We start from the raw sequence: 20,627 nt of genomic DNA on the forward strand, positions 1-20,627 counted from the left end.
GTAACATTTGTACGGATCGAATATCGCGGAGGTTGACCGCAAAAATGTGGCACTCGCGGGGCGTGTTGCCGCACACGAGCGCTGCGCGCCTCCCGGATTTTCAGGTCTCGATTTCGGGGGCGTCCGGGCGCCGAACGGAACCTCCGCTTAACTTTAGAACTGGAAGGAAGTTCCACCGATCGTGCAGGGTCAGTACCGCTGTTTTTCTTGAGTTTACGCTTGTCGTTCGTTCAAACCGGCGGATAGAACGTATTGACTCTCGGCATACGGTCCTGTATATTCATGTGAATTGGCGTTTCGTGCCGAGCAAGTTCATGGCTCACACGTGCGCGGGGCGCCGCAAATGCCTGATGGTGGCGGGTCGTTGCACGGGTTCGCGCGGGCGGTTAAGTTTGTCAAGGAGTTTCCAATGAGAGTCTTCAAGTTGATCTTGTGCATGGTGCTCGGCGGGTTGGCTCTGGGCCGCAGCGGAATCGCGCAGCCCCTGGACCCGCAGCGCGCATTAGGTATCACTATCACCGCAGTGGAGACGGACTCGTTTCCCCGAATGAAACTTCGCGCGCAGGTCGCACGCAGCGATACGGCTGTGCTGAACCTCCCGATTACGGCGTTCACGCTCCGCGAGGATGGCCGCGAGATGGCCCTGCTCTCCTACTGTTTCGCGAATGAAACCCGGCCGGTTGATATGGTGTTCGTCATGGACTTGTCGCGGTCCATGGACGCGCTGATCTTGCGCGTCGATTCGACGATTGAGGGTCTCGTGGACTCATTGCCGACGCCGATCGACGCGAAATTCGGCCTCGTGCGATACGGCCAAAGCAACTCGGGCAGCCTGAATACACCGCCGGGATACACGCGATTTCCGGGCAGCCCGATTCATGAGAATACCGCCGAACTCTACACGGCGAACCGATTCCGGCAGCGCCTGGACACGTTGACGCAGGTGCTGATGTCCGGCGGCCAGGAACCGGCTTACCAGGCGATCCTGGCGGCACTGAGAATGACGGCCTGGCGACCGAACTCCGAGCGGTTCATTATTCTGGTCGCGGACGAAAACAACGACTCGTGTCGCACGCTGCCGTTCATCAATGTGAACCTGCTCCGCACGGAAATGACGGCCTACGGCGCGAAGTTCTTGAGCTGGTGTAATTACAACTCGATGTGCGACTGCTACGATCGTTGTCCGCAGAGCGGTCGTTGCGATACCCTGGTGCAGGGCGGCTGCCTGAGCGGCTATGATCACTTTGCGCCGCTGGCGATTGCGTCGCGCGGGGCGACCGTCCCGATCCAGAATGACTTTCTTGACCTGTGGGGTGTGGTGCGGTTCAATCTGTTCTCCACCTACTTCCTGTGTTACGATTCACCGTTGTGCTGTGAGAACGGACTGGTTCACAACTTGTACGCCGAGGTCACGAATCTCGGCGAGACTGCGTCTGATGTCGATACGTTCAGCCTGCACACCTGTCCGACGTTCGCCTGGTCGCCGGAGACACTCGAGCTGATGGAAGGCCCGTGCCGTCCAGCCTATGCCGCGCTGCCGATCTGCGCCACGATGCTGCAGGAGGGCAATCCGTATCCGGGCGGGCTGGCGTACCTGCTTTATCGCCGGGCGGGACAGGACAGCTTCTTCCCGACCGCAATGGAACCCGATCCGCTGCATCCGGGGAGCTGGTGCGGAACCGTTCCCGCGGATTCGGCGATCGGCCCGTTCGTGCAATTCTATGTGTCCATGATCAACCCGTACGGCATGAGTATCTACTTCCCGTGCGACACGGCACAAATTTGCGTGGACGAGCCGCCCTACGTTACCTGCGATATTCCGCCGCGATTTGCGTGTGAGGAGATGACGGTCAGCGTGAACGCGTGGGAGAATGACGGAACGCTGATTTCCACGGACATCTGCTGGGGCATTCCGCAGCAGGGGTTCGATACCTGTTTTACTCCGGTGGGAGCACCGCCGTGGAGCTTCACCGTGCCGGCGAGCAGACTCGGTTTCGACAGTTTGTGCGTACGGGCCACCACGCTCGATGATCAGGGCCTGACGGCGAGTTGCGCCACCTGTCGCACGCCGACCCCGCACTTCCCGATTGTCGAGCATAACCCGGTGACGGAACGATTTGCCTGCGATTCGTTCGCCGTCTGCGCGACGGCCACTGACATGCGCAACGACGTGGCGGCCTGGTTCGCCACGTGGGTCTGCGATACCGATACGGTGATCGCCGCCATGCTGCCGCAACCGCTGATACCGACGGTATTTTGCGCCACCTTACCGGCGGAGTTCGTGAACGCGACGTGCGACGTGCGCTATGTGATCGAAGCGCGCGATGCCTGCGGATATGCGGGCTTCTCCGGCTGGCATACGACGCCGTGGGTTCAGCATTGTCCGCAGATCGTGATGGACACCGTGCGAGCCGCCGCGGGCTGTGCGCCGATTACATTTTGCGCGAACGTGACGGACGCCAAAGACGACGTGAGCGGCGTGTTTCTGGATTACCGTTGTGTGGGAGACACGACGTTCGCGAGCCTGCCGATGGCCATCGTTCCGTTCGCGGGGTGGTGCGTGACGCTGCCCGGTGATCGCCCGAATCCGATGTGCAATCTGGAATATCAGGTTCGCGCGACGGACGCCTGTGGCTGCACCACGACCAATGGAACGCACACGATTGCGGTCACGACGACTCCGCCGGAGATCGTGCATACGCCGGTGCCGACGCGATTCGATTGCCGAACCGTGGAGATTTGCGCGGTGATTGATGCCGGGCAGGGCGGCCTGGCCGCGGCCCTGATTTCGTTTGTTTGTCCGGGCGGCGATACGCTGAGCGTGCCGCTGACGCCGCAAGTGCTTCCGCCGAATACGTACTGCGCGACGATCCCGCAGAGTCTGGTTGAGATTCAGCCGTCGTGCGTGATCGACTATCAAATCAGCGCGGTCAACAGCTGTGGCGCGGGCGCCAGCACGGGCTGGTACCCGATCGGGATCGCGCCGCACTGTCCGGTGATTGTGCATGACACGCTGCGAACAGCGAGCGCTTGTGCCGCCATTTCGCTCTGCGTGGGCGTCGAAGATGAAGTGGGGGACGTGGCCGCTGTAGTCCTGGACTATCGCTGCGCGGGCGACGAAACGTTCGCGACGGTCCCGCTGGTCTTCGTCCCGCTCGTCGGGTGGTGCGGCACGATTCCGTACCCGCGAACGAATCCGACGTGTGACATCGAATACCAGATTCGCGCCGAGGACGAATGCGGATGCGGCGCGACGAACGGTCCGCATCCGGTTGCGTTGACGACGACGACGCCGACGATTACCCACACGCCCGTGGAAACACGGTTCGACTGCAGGACTGTTGAGCTCTGTGCATGGATCGGCGCGGGACAGGGGAGCCTGATCGCGCACGATATCTCATTTGCCTGCCCGGGAACCGATACGATTACCGTGCCGATGGTGCCGCAGCTCGCGCCGGGAGTTTTTTGCGCCACGATTCCGCAGCCATTGGTCGATATTCGGCCAAGCTGCGTGGTGAGCTACCGCATCCAAGCGGTCAATGACTGCGGCGTGGACAGCGCAGTGGGCTGGTACGCGGTCGCGATCGCACCGCACTGCCCGGAGATTGTTCACGATACGCTGCGAACCGTCGAGGCCTGTGCGGCGATACCGCTGTGTATCGCCGTGAATGATGCGGTGGGCGATGTTTCGAGCGTGCTACTCGATTACCGCTGTGCCGGCGAGGCGGACTTCAGCACGGTTCCGCTGGTGTTGGTGCCATTGGTCGGCTGGTGTGGCACGATTCCGGGCGAGCGGGCGAATCCAACTTGCAATCTGGAGTATCAGATCCGGGCGCAAGACTCGTGTGGCTGCAGTACGACGAATGGCGTGCATTTCGTGACGGTCACCACCACACCGCCGACGATCACGCACACGCCGGTCGAGCAGCGCTTTGACTGCCAGAACGTGGACATCTGCGCGCTGATCGGCGCCGGACAAGGCACGTTGGCGGCACAGGAGATCTCGTTCTACTGTCCGAGCGGCGACACGATTACCGTCCCGCTGACGGCGCAGCTGACGCCGGGACTGTTCTGCGCGAACCTCCCGCAATCCCTGGTCGATATCCGGCCCGGTTGTGTGGTGAACTACCGAATCCGGGCGACGAATTTCTGCGGCGTGTCGTCGGAGGTTGGCTGGTATCCGATCGCCGTCGTGCCACATTGTCCGCAGATTGAGCACATACCGATTACGAGCGCCGGGGGTTGCAGCGAGATTCGGATTTGCGCCGGACTCGCGGATGCCGCAGCAGATCTGGATAGCGCGGTGGTTGACTATCGCTGCGCAGGCGACACGACGTTCACGACGCTCCCGCTGGTGCTGATTCCGCCGGAGGGCTGGTGCGCGACGATTCCGGCCGGGCGACCGAACGGATATTGCAATCTGGAATATCAGATTCGCGCCGGCGATGCCTGCGGCTGCGACACGTCAACCGGACTGCTGACGATCGAAGTCAGCACGCTGCCACCGACGATCACACACACCCCGGTGAGCGCGCGTTATGACTGTCAGAACACGAGCATTTGTGCGCTGATCGGCGCAGGAATGGGCCATGCAACCGCAACGGCGCATTTCTTCTGCGATGCTGGCGATACGCTGCATGTGCCGATGATCGAGGACCTCGTGCCGGGCGTTTATTGCGTTCAGATTCCGCAGGCCTTGATCGACATTCGGCCGAGCTGTGTCGTGCACTATCAGATCAGTGCGATCAACAGCTGCGGACTTACCGCCGAGACTATCTGGTATGAAATCGGAATTACTCCACACTGTCCGGTAATCAGCTACACTCCGGTGCTCGCCGCCCAGGGGTGTCAGGACATCACCGTCTGCGCCAGCAGCGTGTTTGACGCGGGCGGCGACTTGAACGGCGTCTTGCTCGACTATCGTTGCAGCGGGGCGGAAGATTCGGCTACGCTGCCGATGGAGTTCACGCCGCTGGGCGAATGGTGCGCGGTGATCCCGGCGACACGACCCGACGCCACCTGCGATATCGCATACCGCATTCGCGCGACGGATGCGTGCGGCTGTGTCACGCTTACCGCTCCGGACACGATCCGGATTCAGGTGACACCGCCGACGATTGAGCATACGCTGATAACCTCCCGGCCGGACTGCGGAAACGCGCAGATTTGCGCGCTGATCGGCGCGGGACAGTCCGGGCTTGCCAGTGTGATGAGTTCGTTCTATTGCGCGGGCGGCGACACGATCACCGTGCCCATGACGCCGCAGCTCGTACCGGGAGTATATTGCGCGATCCTGCCGCAGGAATTAGTGGATATTCGTCCGAGCTGCGAGATTTACTATCGGATGCGGGCGACCAATCTGTGCGGTGCCGTGAGTGTGACCGAGTGGTACGCCATTGAGGTCCTGCCACACTGTCCCGTGATTACCCACGTTCCCGTTGCGACCGCGTATGCGTGCGCGGCGATTGAGATCTGCGCGGACGTCGCAGATTCGCTCAACGATCTATCCACCGTGACCTTGGACTGGTGGTGTGCCGGGGACGAGAGCAATTCGGTTTCGCTGCCGATGCCGGCGGGCGCAGCAGGCTATTGCGCGACGATTCCGGCGAACCGCCCCGACGCTACCTGCACGCTGGAGTATCGGATCGTGTCCCGCGACAGTTGCGGTTGCGAGCGGACGGACGGCGTGCATTTGATTACACTCGGACAGCGCCCGCCACACATCATACATACTCCGCTGACGCAGAGACAGGACTGTTTCGGCGGTACTGTCTGCGCGACGATTGTTGACACGTTCAGTGCGATCACCAGCGTCGTCGGTTCGTTCACTTGCGGACCGGATACCTTAAGAATTCCGGCGGCAGTGGCGGGCGGCGACTACTGCGCGGACATTCCGCCGTCGCTGATCGACATTCGCCCGAGCTGCGAGATTCGCTACATGGTTCAGGCGGTAAACGCCTGCGGCGCGACGGCGATCACGGAGTGGTTCCCGATTCAGGCGGTCCCGCATTGCCCGGTCGTGGTGCACACGCCGGTCACTGCCGTTGACGCGTGTTCGCCGGTGACGATTTGCGCGAACATCACGGATGCGGGAGGCGACCTATCTACGGCGATGTTGTTCTGGGAATGCGAGGACGGTTCGTACGCGGATTCGAGTTCGCTGATTCCAGTCGGGCAGACCTACTGTTTGCAGCTTCCGGCGGCGCGGCCCAACGCGACTTGCAATTTGCGCTATCGGATCGTGGCCACGGACCAGTGCGAGTGCAGCGTGACCGACGGCTGGTGGACTGTGCTCGTGAATCCGGTCTATCCGGTGGTACAATGCGCGACGGCGAATGCCGACTCGGTTGATCCGGGTGACTCGTTCACGGTGTGCGCTGAGATCAGTGACCCGTTCGGCATTCAGGCCGTTCAACTTGTGTTCCCGAACGGCGAGTGTTCCGGGCCACGGAGTCCCGTCGATCAGGGCAACGGTTTCTGGTGTGTAGAGCTCGATCAGGCGGATTGCCTGCAAAACGCGGGGCAGATTGTCTATCGATTCGACGTCACAAATTCGTGCGGCTTCTCGGCCAGCACACCATGCACGACCTACGTCAGGCTGCCGGATCGTGCGGACCTCGGCGATCTGCCGACACCGCCCTACTCTACACGTGACCGGCTCAGCGGTGGACCCGCCCATCTGCTCAGCGGCGTGTGCTGGCTGGGGGCGACGATTACGGCCGAAGACTTGCCGTACGCGACGGTCGATGGTGACGATTCCGACGACGGATTCCTGGCGGAGTGCGAGACGCAGGTGTGGGGCAATTGCAACGAGGTCTCGTTCGGCGTGACGGTCACGACCGGACCGAATTATCGCGGTCAGCCGATGTTCGTCTCGGGCTGGATTGACATGGACGGCAACGGATCGTTCCATGATCTGCTGACCTGTGCGGACGGTTCTTCGGTCAGCGAGTGGTTTGTGACCAATGAAGTAGTAACCGCCGGGTTGAATTTCCTCGTCGCACACGTTCAGAATGCGATCCCGAACGGCGCGCTGCACATCCGCCTCCGTCTCTCAACGACGCCGTTTACCGCGGACGATGATGTCGATCCGATCGGCAGTCCGCGACTGGACGGCGAAGTCGAAGACTACCGGTTGCAGTGTTCGAACGATGAGTGCTGCTACCTGTGTGAGGCGCCGCAGGTCACGTTATTCGAGCCGGTGATGCTGTCGCCGCAGGGCGGCATTGAGCTTGTCGCGCAGTTCGGGTCCGACCGGTTGCTGCATCTGGCGTGGGCCGATGTGCCGAACGCCCAGTACTATCAGGTCTATCGCGGCTCGTTCGATGACCCGCTGGATCCGATGGAAATGGTTACGACCGTGCTGGCTCCCGTGAGCGAGTGGACCGACACGACGGCGGTAAGTCTGCTGCAAGCGCGACGGTTCTATCAGGTGGCCGCGCACGGCCTCACGTCGCGGCCGGCGGTGCTCAACTCGGATTGCGCGCGCTGGGAAATGAACGAAAACGGCGGCGGCGCGACGTTCGATCAGACCGGTCACGGGCATGACGCGACGCGAGTGGAACCGTGTCCACCCCCGTGGGGACTCGAAGCGGATCCCGATTGCTACCACAGTACCGGATCCTTGCATTTCCCGGGCTATGTCGGCGAGTTCGAGAACCGCTGCGCATCTCATTTGGAGGTCGTGAATGACAACGCGTTCTATGAAAGCGAGTTTCAAATTTGGACGCGCATCAGACTGTCCCAGGAACCGACGGAAGAGACGGGGCCATTCTATCTGATCTCGAACAACAGCTTTGACGCGCTGCACGGCGGGTTTGCCGTGCGCATCGAGCCGGCATACATTACGTTGCCGAACGGCACGCGCGTGTATCACAATCAGCTTGCCGCTTTCGTATGGAATCGCAGTCTAAACGGCGGCTACGGCGACTGGATGGTGCTGAGAAGTCCGTGGCCGACCGCGGGCGATCCGACGTACTACTCGGTGCCGGTGGGCGAATGGAGCTGTGTGTGCGTTGTCGTCAACGGGACCAACTCTGCACTGATCATCGACGGACGAATCGTGGCCGCCGGGCGGCTTGATCTGATTTCCGACAACAACGGTGCACCGCTGATCATCGGCGCCGGATATCGTCACAGTACTTATCCCATCGAATATCCATTCTTCGGGGACATGGACTGTATGCGGATCACCTGCGATTTGGAGTAGAGTAGCGCGCCAGACTTTTGCCCCCCTGCCCCCCCGCAGGATGTGGGGGGAGACCCGACGAACAAAATGCCCCCGGTCGAAATGGCCGGGGGCTTGCTGTGCGTGGCTTTGTCCAGTGCCACCGATCTTCGAAGGTATCACTGGATCGGCATGTTGAATACTCCGTCGTGCCGACGGTCGATCCACGTTGACCGGACATCTATCCAGTGCATGTACACGGCGGTGCCCGTAGAATCCTGGCCGAGGTTTATCCATTCTGACCCGAAATTGCGGATTCCGTATCTCACCTCTTCCCATGAATAGAGGACCGGAAAGCGTGGATCGGGTGTGCTGTCGGATGAGGGAAAGTACGTGAACAGTTCGAACTCGTCGAAGTAACCGTTGGGCGGGTCGTAACGGTTGTTCAACGATACAAGAAGGCGCGGCGCGAACGGACCGTTGTATGACGTTGGCAGATCGAAAAAGACCTCGCCTGGGTCCCATTGCCCATTGTACCCGCCGTCGTCCCACTCATCAATGAACGGTTCACCGGTGTCGTTCCAGAGGTCACCGTTGAAGATGATGATCGGCTGAGTATTGGCAGAAACGGAATCGCCGTTCGCGATTACTGTCAAGTGGACGGTACGACTTACTGTATCGCGTGAGGCCAACGTGCCCGCGTATCGCCAATTCACGAACGGTCGAGTGGCTTGCGGGTTGAAGCTGCCGTCGGCAGAGAACCAGCGATAGGCAAGGGAGTCGCCGTCGGGATCGGACGCGATACACGAGAGTGTGGTCTGCTGTGATTGGTAGATCGTGTCCGCGCTGACCGTAAGTGATTCGATCACGGGTGGACGGTTCACCGTGTCTGTGGTCCCGGAATCGGAAGAGCAGCCGGTCAGAGTCCAAAGGGAAACTAGGAAGGCGATCGCGATGCGGAGGCACATGGGATATATTGGGAGCAACAGGATTAGAGATGCCGTGGCTGTGACAAAATACAATATAACACATCTGAACACATGCGCCGGTCTTGCGTAAGCCTAATTAATATACATGTTTACATATACTGTGTTGCTCGCTGTTTTGGATTTTCCGTGGCGTTGGGAGGCCTATCCTCCGACATGAAAGATTCCAACGCGGACAGCGGGTACCGCCCGGTCTGACCCTTGGAGAACGAACGGGTCCATGTTTGTTTGACAAACCGGGGGATAATTGTTACATTCGGCTATGACTGTGGCCTTACCCTTCTCCCTCGACGACCAGTTCGCCGTGCTGCGCGAGATCAAAGCCGGAGGCTTTGGAATTGTGTATGCGGGGTGGGATGAAAACCTGCACCTGCCCGTCGCGCTCAAGGAGATTCACCCTGAACTGCTGCGGCAGGAATCGGCGCTCGCGGCGTTTCAGGCCGAGGCACAGCTCATCGCGCGATTGGATCATCCGGGAATCTGCCGGTTGTACACGCTGAAGCGGTCGCGCGGGCGGGTATTCATGATCATGGAGTTCATCGACGGCGGCGATCTGCGCAACTTGCAGCTCTGGCTGAAGGAGCGCGGGCGAAAGCTGACGCCGCGGACGCTGATCTACATTACGCGACAAGTCGGTAAGGCGCTGCACTACGCGCACCTGCGGGCCGATCCGACCACGGGCGCACCACTGCATCTCGTGCATCGCGACGTCGCACCATCGAACTTCATGATCTCGCGACAGGGCGCGGTGAAGCTGATCGACTTTGGCATCGCACGCGTGGCCGGTCTCGTACGGCCGGAAACCATGGGCGGCGTGATCAAAGGCCGACCGCAATATATGTCGCCGGAACAGATTCATTCACCGGAACAGCTCGATGCGCGCTCGGATATCTATTCGCTCGCGGTCGTGTTCCTGGACTTGTTGACCGGGGAGTCGGTGTATGGCAAGACCACGAACGAATACGAGCTGATGGATCGGGTGCGCGCGCGGCGGTTTGAGTTGCCGGAATATTTTGTCGCTCACGACATTCCGCGCGAGCTGCATGCGCCCATCGAAAGCGCACTGAAGCTGGCGCCGCTCGAACGAACGGAGACGGCGCGCGCGTTCATTGACCAGCTTGACCCGTACGCCCGGAGCGTCGGCTATGATGAAAGGCGCGCGCATGAGGAGCTGAAGCAGCTGGCCGGCGAGGCCTTTCCATCGGCGAACTTGCAACAGGAATTCGAGCGCTTTCAGCAGTCGCGCGACGGTGCGTCGACGGTTACGGTTCAGTTGCCACGCGAGCACACATCGCCGCCGGGACTCGAGTCCGCTACGAAACCGACGCGACGGCCGGAACCGGCGCCGATCGCGGCGCCGCACGAACGACGCAAGGCGGGCATTACCCCGTGGCTGCTCGCCGTGGTCGTGACCGCTGCCATCGCGGCGGGGGTGTGGGTGCTATTCCTTCGGCCGCAGGCCGTCGAACTGGCCTCATTTCCGATCACGACACTGCCGGGAGATTCGGCGGCGGCTGGCAAGCCGGGAGATTCGGTCACGACCCCGGCTGTAGATCCGGCAGGTGCGACCGGCGGCGTTGACTCGACTCCCTTGATGCGCGGCACTCCGGACGACTCCGTGGAAACCGAGGAGGGGTCCGTGCGCAATGAAGTCAGGACGGCGAAACGTGAACCCGTGAATGCGAAGCCGCGTGAGTTGCCTGTGCTCTTGAAGCCGGGAGCGGCAGCGAACCCGGCGCCGGCACCCTCCGGCCATCCGGGGAATGCGGGGAATTTGGGGATTCAGGCGGACCGAAATGCGACGCTGTTCGTGGACGACAGGCAGGTCGGTTATCTGCTGGCGGGCGATCCGCTCTGGACCGCGGTTTCGCCGGGCAGGCGAACGATCCGGATCGAGGCCGAAGGTAATCCCGGGTGTCCGTTAAGCAAGGAGATCGTGGTCAACGCGCCGCTTGACGATGTGAAGATCGTGAATTTGGCGAGCGGCACGCTGCAAGTCAACGGCAGAATTCCGGCCGGAACTAAAGTGAAGATTTCGCCGGTAACACCGGACATCCGCATCGGAGCGGGATGCGAGGTGTTGACCGCGCCGTTTACCTACCGGCTGCTCGCGGGCACCTACGTCGTGGAAACGACCGTGAATGGGCAGCCCTACGAGCGCAAGAACCTCACCATTAACAGCGGAGCGACGGTGACGCTGACGTTCCAGTAAGCTGCCGCCGCCGCGCTCCTGCCCCCCCCCCCACTATGTTACGACGCCTCGCCCTTGCCCTGATGCTGCTGACGGTACCGGCCTGGGCCAATTACGAGTTCCTCGGAAATGTGCTCGAACAGCAGTTGCTCGTTGACGGCGCGGATCTCACCGTCACCAGCGGACACGTGCTGCATCTGCGATTTGTGCGAGACGATATCCTGCGCGTGTGGCTGACGCGGGCAGACCATGACGTGGCGCCGCTGGCCGGCATTGTGCAGCTCCCCGCGCAGGGCGTGACGGCGAAGCATTCCGTGGTTGAAGGCGGAATCCTGCTCGCCAGTCGCAAGCTCCGGGTCATCGTGCAGCTGTTGCCGTGTCGAATCACGATCGCCGATGCGAACGGCAATCTGCTGCAGAACGACGATTCGGGATTCGGAATCGGCTGGGACGGATCCGAAGTGCGGTGTTGGAAAGAAATCGGAGCCGACGAGCGATTCTACGGCCTGGGTTTGAAAACGGGCGAGTTGGACAAACGCGGCCGCGAATGGACGATGTGGAATAGCGATATTCCGGGATACACGAGAGACACGGATCCGCTCTACGAGTCCATTCCGTTCTATGTCGGTCTGCGTGAAGGCCGGGCCTACGGCGTCTATTTCAACAACAGCTTTCGCTCACGATTCAATTTGGGCGCGGGGAACCATCGCTACTTGTCGTTCGCGGCGGATGACGGTGTGATGGACTACTTCTTCGTGGCCGGACCGGGCTTCGCCGAGGTGCTGTCCGGCTACACCGATTTGACGGGACACATGCCGATGCCGCCGTTGTGGGCCCTCGGCTATCAGCAATGCCGCTGGAGCTATTATCCCGACAGCGAGGTGCTCAACCTCGCGCGCACGTTTCGCGAGAAGAGGATTCCCGCCGATGTGATCTATCTTGATATTCATCACATGGACGGTTATCGCGTGTTCACCTGGCATCCGGAATGGTTCGCGCGGCCCAAGCCGATGCTGCAAGCACTGGACCAGAGCGGATTCAAAGTCGTGACGATCGTGGATCCGGGAGTGAAAGCGGATTCGAACTACTCGGTCGCGCGCGAGGGTCTGGCCCGGAATCACTTCGTGCGCTATCCCGACGGAGAGGTGTACACGGGCGATGTTTGGCCGGGGCGCTCGTATTTTCCGGATTTCTCACGCGAGGCCACCCGGGAATGGTGGGGTGGGCTGGCCGGTCAGTGGCGTGATCAGGGTGTGCGCGGATTTTGGAACGACATGAATGAGCCGGCGGTATGGGGGCAGGCTTTTCCGCTGGAGACGATGTTCGACGACGACGGCCTGCGCGCGAGTCACAAGCGGACGCACAATCGCTACGGCTATCTGATGGCCGAGGCGACTTATGCGGGCTTGAAGAAGACACATCCAAATGAGCGACCGTTCATCCTGACGCGCGCCGCGTTCGCGGGAATCCAGCGGTACTCTGCCGTGTGGACGGGTGACAACGTGTCAAGCGAAGAGCATCTCGAGCTGGGGATTCGAATGATGCTCGGCGAGGGGATGTCGGGCGTGCCGTTTGTCGGAACGGATATCGGCGGATTCATGGGCGGCTCGCCGTCACAAGAGCTGTACGCGCGGTGGATGCAAATTGGCGCGCTGTCGCCACTCAGTCGGACCCATGCGCATCACGGAAAAGACGCGCAAGAGCCATGGTCGTTCGGAGAATATGTCGAGGACATCGCGCGCAAGTATCTAACCTTGCGCTATCGACTGATGCCCTACCTGTACACCGCGTTTCATGACGCGAGTGCAACCGGCGTGCCGGTGTGGCGGCCGTTATTCTGGAATCATCAGGACGATCCACGCGCATTTGACTGGGCATACCAACATCAATTCTACTGGGGCGACGACGTGCTCGTCGCGCCCGTTACGCGAGTCGGAACCAAACTCCAGAGGATTTACCTGCCGGAAGGCCGCTGGCTGGAATGGGAGACGCCGCGCGTGTACGAGGGCGAGCAGGAGCTGGTGATCGATACGCCGCTCGAACGGCTGCCGATGTTCCTGCGTGAGGGAGGATGCGTATTCATGCGCGACTCCGTGCAGTTTTCCGACGAGCACCCGATTCGGGAGCTGACGACGACAATCTTTCCGGCCACGCGGCCCGACACGTCGGAGTTGTATGAAGACGACGGAATCAGCTTCAGCTCTGCCGACGGCGACTACCGGACAACGGCGTACGCGAGTTGGTGCTCCGACGCGGTGGTCTCCGTGCAGCGCATCCTTCACCATGACCAATACCGGCCGCAGCCGCGGCGACTGGTTTTGATCCTGAAGGACCTGGCGACGGCGCCTGCGGAGGTGCTCGTCAACGGCCAGCCCATGACTAACTACCTGTTCAGCGCGGACCGCCATGAACTGACGGTTCGCTGGCCGTCCGAGTTCGAATTTGATTCATTGACCGTGAGAAGATAATCCCCGCGTCTCGAAACTCTGAGGTTCATCATGACCATGAACATCGGCGGTCTTGATCTGGCAATTATTGCGCTCTACTTTGCGGTGGTGTTTGGAATCGGATTCTATTTTTCGCGGCGGGGGCGGACCTCCGCCGACTATTTTTTGGCGGGACGCAACGTCGGCTGGGTGGCCGTGGGCGCGTCGCTGTTCGCCACCAATATTTCGAGCGAGCATTTCGTCGGCCTCGCCGGATCCGGAGCCGCGACCGGCTTGGCCGTCGGGCACTTCGAATGGCTGGCCTGTATCATCGTGCTGATTCTGGGTTGGGTGTTCGCGCCGTTCTATCTGCGCTCCAAAGTGTTCACGATGCCGGAGTTTCTGGAGCGGCGGTACAACAGCGCAAGCCGCTGGTACTTGACCTCGGTCTCCGTGCTGGCGTACGTACTGACGAAAGTCTCCGTTACGTTGCTGGCGGGCTCGTTGTTATTGAATCAGCTCACGGGCTGGGACGTGTACACCTCTTCCATCGTGCTGGTGGTACTGACCGGGGTGTACACGATCGCGGGCGGACTGAAGGCGGTGATCTACACCGAATTGATGCAGACGTTCGTGCTGATCGGAGGCGCCGCGGTCCTGACCGTGATGGGACTGGTCGAAATCGGAGGATGGTCGCAATTGCGGCAGGCGGTGCCCGCGGATTTCTTTTCGATGTTCAGACCGATGAGCGATCCCGACTTTCCGTGGACGGGAATCCTTTTCGGTGCGCCAATTCTGGGCATCTGGTACTGGTGCACGGATCAGTACATCGTGCAGCGAGTGCTCAGCGCGAAGAACATCGACACCGCGCAGAGCGCGACCGTGTTTGCGGGGTTTCTGAAGATTCTGCCGGTGTTCATTCTCGTGCTGCCCGGAATTATCGCGCGCGCGCTGTACCCGGATATCAGCGGCGATCAGGCGTACCCGGCGCTGGTTGCGCGGCTGCTGCCGGTGGGGATGCAAGGGCTGGTGGTCGCCGGACTGCTGGCCGCGCTGATGTCATCACTGGCAGCGTGTTTCAATAGCAGCTCGACCTTGCTCACGATCGATGTCTATCAGAAATTGCGGCCGCACGCGAGCGACCGCGAGTTAGTGCATTTCGGACGCGTCGCCACCGGTGTGCTCGTGCTGCTCGGAATCCTGTGGGTGCCGTTTATCAAGATGTTGTCGGCGCAGCTCTATATCTACATGCAGAGCGTGCAGGCGTATATCAGTCCGCCGATTGCCGCCGTGTTCCTGCTCGGAGTGTTTTGGCCGCGGGCGAACGGAGCCGGCGCCATCGCCGCGCTGCTGACCGGGCTGGTGCTGGGTGCCGTGCGATTCGTTGCGGAGATTGTGAACAAGCAGAGCGGAATCGGTTTCGAGCCGCTACGTTGGCTGGCGGAGATCAACTTCCTGCACTTTGCGATACTGCTGTTTGTCATCTGCACGACGATGCTGGCGGTTGTCAGCCTGATCACCCGCCCACCGGCGATGGAGAGCGTGCGCGGGCTGACGTTCAGACACACGGCACGCCATGAATTGCGCAGCGGGGCGGTTGACGGCACGCGGCGGCGATGGAACCTGATCGCGTCAACGATTCTGGTCCTGGTCGTGGTCGCCCTGTGGACGATCTTCTTCTAACTCAATTCGCGAGCAGGTATCAGAGAAGCGGGCGGGTCAAATGACCCGCCCGCCTTCTGTTTAGAGTGGATTCGCGACTACGGACACGTTCCCGTCACCAGGAAATATCGTCGCGGTCCGACGAAAGCCGCACCATCATCGTACACGTACGCAATTACATTGGGTCCGGACGGAGCCGGAATTCCGGTTGCCATCGAGGTCCATGTTCCCGGGAAGACCGGATCCAGCGTCGTGTTCGCCCAGATCGTGTATGTACCCGCAAACAACGGATCCGGATCCCACATGAACACGAGGTCGTTGATCACCGGATCGGCATCTATATTGGCAAACCGCATCCGGAAGTCAACCACGGTGTCCGGGGCGCAGAGACTCGCGCAAGTCAGTGTCGCTCGATACGTCAACGGGCTGGGGTTGCCCGTGAAATACCGCGCCGCCACGGCCGCGGTGTACGTGCCCGTCGTCAACGTGTCGCTGAAGACCAGCGTATCGCACGCGGTCGTGGAGTCCGCGCCCAGCGCGACCAGACTGCCGCAAGCCGCACCGGAATAGAGGACCGAGGTCAACGGAACATCTTCCGTGGCCAACTGCAGCGTGACGATCTGGTCCGACGCCAAGGTGAACTGATACCAGTCGGTGTCACGGTAGTAAGCCCGAATCGTCGTGGTTCCCGCCGCGAGGTAGTCGAACAACACGCCGCAGTAGCTCTGCCCGCAGGAGGGCGTCAGGAATACCGGCACCGTGTTGTTGCAGCCGCCGTCGGGATCCGTGGTCGGGAATGTCGGATCGAAACGATTTTCCGCCGGTTCCGCGATATCACCGCCTTCGCAGGCCACGTTGCACGGACAGGCACCATTGTCGAATACACGCAGGCGCCAGGCGCCCGACGAGCTGCCATAGTAGCCGACGCGCACAATGTATGTACCCGGTTCCAGCGATCCGGCCACAAACGAATTGAGGCTCGAGCCACGCTGACCGGCTACTTCCCAATATACCACTGTGAAGGCGGATATGTCGTCGTTGCAGAGAATGGTATTCGTGCAGCAAGACCCAGCTGCGTAAACAGCAATGTACATATCACCGCTGCCCACGGTCCCGTTGTCCAGCGCGAACGCCAACCGACGGCATTCCGTCAGCGTGATCTGGACAAACGCATCGGGTCCGGAAGAGCGCGCGATGGTGCTGTTGCAGCTGTCGGAACAATCCGCAGACCATCCGGTCGTACTACCGGAGATGATCGACGAGTCATTGGGTGCCGGGGCAGGGAGAATCAGCGGGTTGTTGCACTGATCGCCTTGCGGAATCGGCAGGATCGTTGCCTCGGCCGAGTCACAGGCCGCACACACGTCGGGATCCGCACGCCACGCCTTCACGGAGAAGACGCCGGACGTCACGGTTTGATAGGTGTTGCTGTTGGCGCCCAGGATCTCGTTGCCAGCCTGGCAGAGATCGCCCGTGTACCACTGGTAGGCGAGAACGCCGCCATATCCACCCGCCGCATTGGCCGTCAGGGTTACGCTACCGATGGCAGCAACGCTATTCACCGTCACTGTCGGTGCCCCGCAGGCGCCGGTCGGGTAGATAAACACGTCGTCGATGTACAGGCGCGCGCTGGCGAAGCGGGACATGCCGTGCCAGCCCACGTAGTAGGTGCCGGACAGGGCCGGAGTAAACGTGCCCGTCGCCAACGTGTACGTGGTAACCTGCAACGTCTCCGGTGCGGAAATCGCCGTGGTCATGGCCGCCGAGTTCGGGGCGTTGCCAAACTTCACTTCGAGCGAATCATAGTTGGTCACTGAAGCCGCGCGGCGGTAATACTCAAGCGTGTAGCTTGTGCCGCCGGTGAGATCCAACGCCTCGGAAAACAGCCAGTCGTTGTTGCCTGTGGCCGAGCCCGCCAGTGACGCGCTATTCGGCGACGAACGCGGAGACGTCGTGTAAGTGGCCCAAACCGGTGTGAGGGCATCGGCGTTCTCCGAATTCCAGCAGAACGGCAGCAACGGCGAAGGAACGTCATCGAAATTGTCAGCGTACGGTATGGACTGCACAGTGCAAGCCTGATTCAGCCATTGCAGCGTGTACGTCCCGCAAGGCGTTGTCGTGCTGTAACCGCCGATTACATAGTAAACCGTTTGCGTCAAGCCCGTGTTGTTCGTCCAGTAGTACTGGGTGTAGTCGGGATCGTCGATACAACCGACAAGGTTGTCGCCCGGACAGACTCCGCCCCAGCGCAAACTATGGCGGCTGTCGAGAGCGTTCAACGATTGCCAGATGCTGGCGACGTTTCCGGCCGGCACCGACATGGAGTAAACCATATCCTCCTTCGAGTATCCACAAGACTGACCCGGCGTCTGGTCGCTGTAGCCGCAATTGCTGACACTCACCAGACTGTCGCGTACGCCCGTCAGCGTGACCGCGATGGAGCAATTATCACCCGGAGGCGGCGGTGTTACCGTCGCTTCGGCGGAATCGCACGTCGCGCAGTTGAGCGAATCGAGAATCCACGCGCGGCAGGAAAAGACGCCGCTGGAAGTCGTGGTGTAGCCGGCGGCGCGCTGGCCGACGATGCGATTCACTTCTTCACAGCCGGTGCCGGTAAACCACTGATATTCTACCGCACCGCCGGAGCCTCCGGTTACTGACGCCGCCAGCGTCACCTGCCCGATTCCGACAGCACTATTGACGGTTACCGTCGGGGCCGTGCAGCCACCCGCAAGGGTCAACGCGATGTCATCGATGCGCAAACGGCTGCCGCTGAAACGGGAGATGTTGTGCCAGCCGATGACATAGTCGCCGGAGACCGCCGGAGTGAAGGTCGCGGCTTTCAGGGCATACGCCGTGGTCTTCACGGTATCCGCCACATGGATCACATTCGTCATCGCCGACGACTGATTCGTCGTTCCATAGAACACCTCGACCGAATCATAAGAGGTGATCGACGCCGCACGCCGCCAGTATTCGAGCAGATAGGTGATGCCGCCGGTTAGAGTGATCGGCTTGGTGAAGAGCCAGTCGTTGTTCGAACTGGCCGTGCCACTGATGCTGGCGCTGTTCGGCGCGGAACGCGGCGTCGTTGCGTAAGATTCCCAGATCGGTGTGATCGCATTCACATTCTCGAAGGACCAGCAGGTCGGCAAAGCCACCGGAACCGCAGTGTCGAAATTCTCCGTGAAGGGAACGGTGGCCGCAACACACGGCTGGTTGTCCCAATTCAGGTTGAAGTTGCCGCACGTCGCCGTCAGCGACCAGAGGCCGACGGTCAGGTAAAGCGTTTCCGTCGCACCGGTACCGTTGTACCAGACCCAACGGGCTTCATCCGGCGAGTCCACACAATGCAACAGATTCGTTCCCGGGCACGCGCCACCCCACCGCGCCGTGTGGCGACTATCGATGGAATTGGAAGGCTGCCAGATCGAGGCCCAGTTGCCGGCGGGTACGACCATCCGGAATATCATGTCCTGACCGGACGCGCCGCAGGGCTGCCCCGGCAGGTTGTCGCCCGCACCGCAGTTGTTATAGAGCTGCGTGCCGGAAGCGCCCGCCAACAGCACCGGCGCACCACAGTCCGTTCCGTTTCTTACGGTGACAGTGACGCGCGACGTGTCGTTGGGTGCATCGGCATCACCAGCCACCTCAGTCCAGACGGTGAGGACGTACGGACCGTCCAGAGCCGGGAGAGTGATCTGAGGCGTGAACGGGTGATCCTCCGTGCCCAGTTGGGCGAGGGACTGTGTCACCTCGGTAACCGTAGCGCCGCCGTTAAAGCTGTAGTTGAGCGTGCCCGGCTCCGTGGTCGTGCCGAAGTTCACCGCGCGGGCCGTCACCGCGAGCGTGGCGCCCGATGGATAGTTACCGGGGACCGGTGCGAGGATCGTGGTGCAGGCGAAGTCGTGCAGATTCGACAAATTTGCGGTCAGAATCTGAATGCTCCACTGGAAGACGCCACCGGTATCGCCACCCAAATCGTCATAGATCGTCAGCGTCCAGACGCCGTTCGGATCCTGTGTATCAAATGCAGTCAGCGCCACCTCGGGCCGGTAGGAACCCGTCATCGGGGCAACGCCGGTCGTGATCAAAGCGGCCGCGTCGTCGTCAAAGCGTGTGCGAATCATGTTGTCGCCGGTACTGCCGTTGTCGGTTGACAATTCGAGTCTGGTGCCCGCCGGGGAGGTCAGGAAGATGTCCAGATCGCTGTCATACGTGTGCAGCAGCGAGTCGATCTGCACTTCGACATCCACGATGTACGTGCCGATCCCCGACACCGTCAACGGAATGTGCACAGTATCCGCCGAGGTGCCGCCCGTGCCGCTGACCGGAATGCGCGTGACCGGCGCACCCACCCACGTAAACGTCGTACCGCCGTTATCATCGAGCGGATCGCCGTGGCCGCCTTCACGACCGGCGAACTCGATATTCTCGTATTCCGCTATCAAGGCCTTGTCGGCCGGACTCAGAGCTCCGCCCGCCGCCTCGCGATCAAGCGCGGCTTTGGCATCCGCCCACGGTTCGACTTCGACTGCGGCAGCGGCTTCAGCTTCCACTTGATCGAGGATCATCTGTTTAGCCTGCGCCTCGGCCCACTCCGCCTCGAACCGCTTGTTCGCCTCGTCAGACGGCGGATCAGACTTCATGCCTTCGATACCCGTTTCCTCAGCACCGCCGGCGAGGCCCGAGAACGAAGCTACAAACTCGTTCTTCAACTGAACCATCCGATCGATCAGCGTCGGATCAACCGATTGTTGGTTCGGCATCAGCATCGAGGACGAACCCTGCGGCTTCACCAGCACGGCCTTCCCCTTTTCGCCCGCCACAACTCCCAAAACCAGCAGCAACAGGCATGCTGCCAGCGCGATCCAAATCACGCTACGTTTACGCATCGTCCGTCCCTCGATATTATGAGATTCGCCACCTCAGGGGTAGGGCCCGTCGCCGTCGTCCGCATGGCCGGCCCTGCCCGGACCACTAATGTTCCGTAATCTATGATTCGGTGATTGAAATGCAACGTGCTCGGGCGGTATCAGGCAAGAGAACCGCAATTCGTCTGCGCAGCGTGTGCCGGATGTGTCGCTCTCCGCACGCTGCAAGGCATTGTTCATATTATGATTAGCCGATCATTTGCCGAGAGGTGGCCTCGGCGCAGGGGCGAGAGAAGAGGCCTCAACCTGAGTCGAGGCCTC

The 20,627-nt window shown here is 61.0% G+C and carries 6 protein-coding genes; 4 read left to right on the top strand and 2 right to left on the bottom strand.

Going from position 1 to position 20,627, the window contains the following annotated elements; translation table 11 throughout:
• The first annotated feature begins 409 nt into the window (after positions 1 to 409).
• Positions 410 to 8,209 carry a hypothetical protein gene (locus HZB60_12620; GenBank protein MBI5060609.1) on the top strand — a complete coding sequence of 2,600 codons (7,800 nt, stop codon included), beginning with the start codon at positions 410 to 412 and terminating at the stop codon, positions 8,207 to 8,209.
• A gap of 137 nt (positions 8,210 to 8,346) precedes the next feature.
• Here HZB60_12620 and HZB60_12625 read toward each other — a convergent pair whose 3' ends face one another.
• Complete coding sequence (locus tag HZB60_12625) at positions 8,347 to 9,036, bottom strand: hypothetical protein (protein MBI5060610.1); 690 nt, start codon at positions 9,034 to 9,036, stop codon at positions 8,347 to 8,349.
• A gap of 385 nt (positions 9,037 to 9,421) precedes the next feature.
• Between HZB60_12625 and HZB60_12630 the strand changes: the two genes are divergently transcribed.
• The 3 genes from HZB60_12630 to HZB60_12640 are packed head-to-tail and all read left to right on the top strand — an operon-like array spanning position 9,422 to position 15,453.
• Positions 9,422 to 11,365, top strand: a complete 1,944-nt coding sequence (locus HZB60_12630) for a serine/threonine protein kinase (GenBank protein MBI5060611.1) — start codon at positions 9,422 to 9,424, stop codon at positions 11,363 to 11,365.
• Positions 11,366 to 11,400: 35 nt separating this feature from the next.
• Positions 11,401 to 13,812, top strand: a complete 2,412-nt coding sequence (locus HZB60_12635) for a DUF4968 domain-containing protein (protein MBI5060612.1) — start codon at positions 11,401 to 11,403, stop codon at positions 13,810 to 13,812.
• Positions 13,813 to 13,842: 30 nt separating this feature from the next.
• Positions 13,843 to 15,453: a sodium/solute symporter gene (locus HZB60_12640; GenBank protein ID MBI5060613.1), complete on the top strand. Its 1,611-nt coding sequence runs from the start codon at positions 13,843 to 13,845 to the stop codon at positions 15,451 to 15,453.
• 77 nt (positions 15,454 to 15,530) lie between these two features.
• Here the strand turns inward: HZB60_12640 and HZB60_12645 are convergent, their stop codons facing one another.
• Positions 15,531 to 20,327: a proprotein convertase P-domain-containing protein gene (locus tag HZB60_12645; protein ID MBI5060614.1), complete on the bottom strand. Its 4,797-nt coding sequence runs from the start codon at positions 20,325 to 20,327 to the stop codon at positions 15,531 to 15,533.
• Positions 20,328 to 20,627: the final 300 nt, after the last annotated feature.

The organism is candidate division KSB1 bacterium, from assembly GCA_016214895.1.
Lineage (GTDB): Bacteria > Electryoneota > RPQS01 > RPQS01 > RPQS01 > JACRMR01.